Source organism: Candidatus Melainabacteria bacterium RIFOXYA2_FULL_32_9 (genome assembly GCA_001784615.1).
Taxonomy (GTDB): Bacteria; Cyanobacteriota; Vampirovibrionia; order Gastranaerophilales; family UBA9579; genus UBA9579.
Genome location: MFRQ01000165.1, coordinates 7,195 through 7,575, shown reverse-complemented (window position 1 = coordinate 7,575; position 381 = coordinate 7,195). Strand labels below are relative to the sequence as shown.

Annotated in this window: 1 pseudogene; it reads left to right on the top strand. The window is 45.9% G+C overall.

The features are described 5' to 3' along the window. Positions 1-331: pseudogene (locus A2255_00790) on the top strand (hypothetical protein). The last annotated feature ends 50 nt before the right edge of the window (positions 332-381 follow it).

The following is a 381-nucleotide window of genomic DNA, read 5'->3' as shown; positions in this document are numbered from 1 at the left end:
CTGTACAGTATCCGGCTGCCATACATCTTCGGGATTCACGGTTGATTATATCGGTGCTTCAGCCTCTCTTAGCGGTGGGCTGGGAACACACACTGCTACAGAAGCATATATGGATACATTACACCAATTGCTTCTTGACAGGGAATGGATTACAGAAAGTGGTTCCATTAATGCAAGCAGCGGTAGCCCATTAAAGATTGCCCCGGGAGCTAAAGCCGGTGCGCTCTTTAACTACCTCTTTATCGAGCACGACCTGAGCAAAGGCTCTCATAATACACGTTATGCACTCGAGCTGCTTAAATCGTCTATCCAAGAGCTGAGAAAGCTTTAAACTATTCCCACCAAAATTAAAAGCCCGGCAGTTGTCGGGCTTTTTTATTT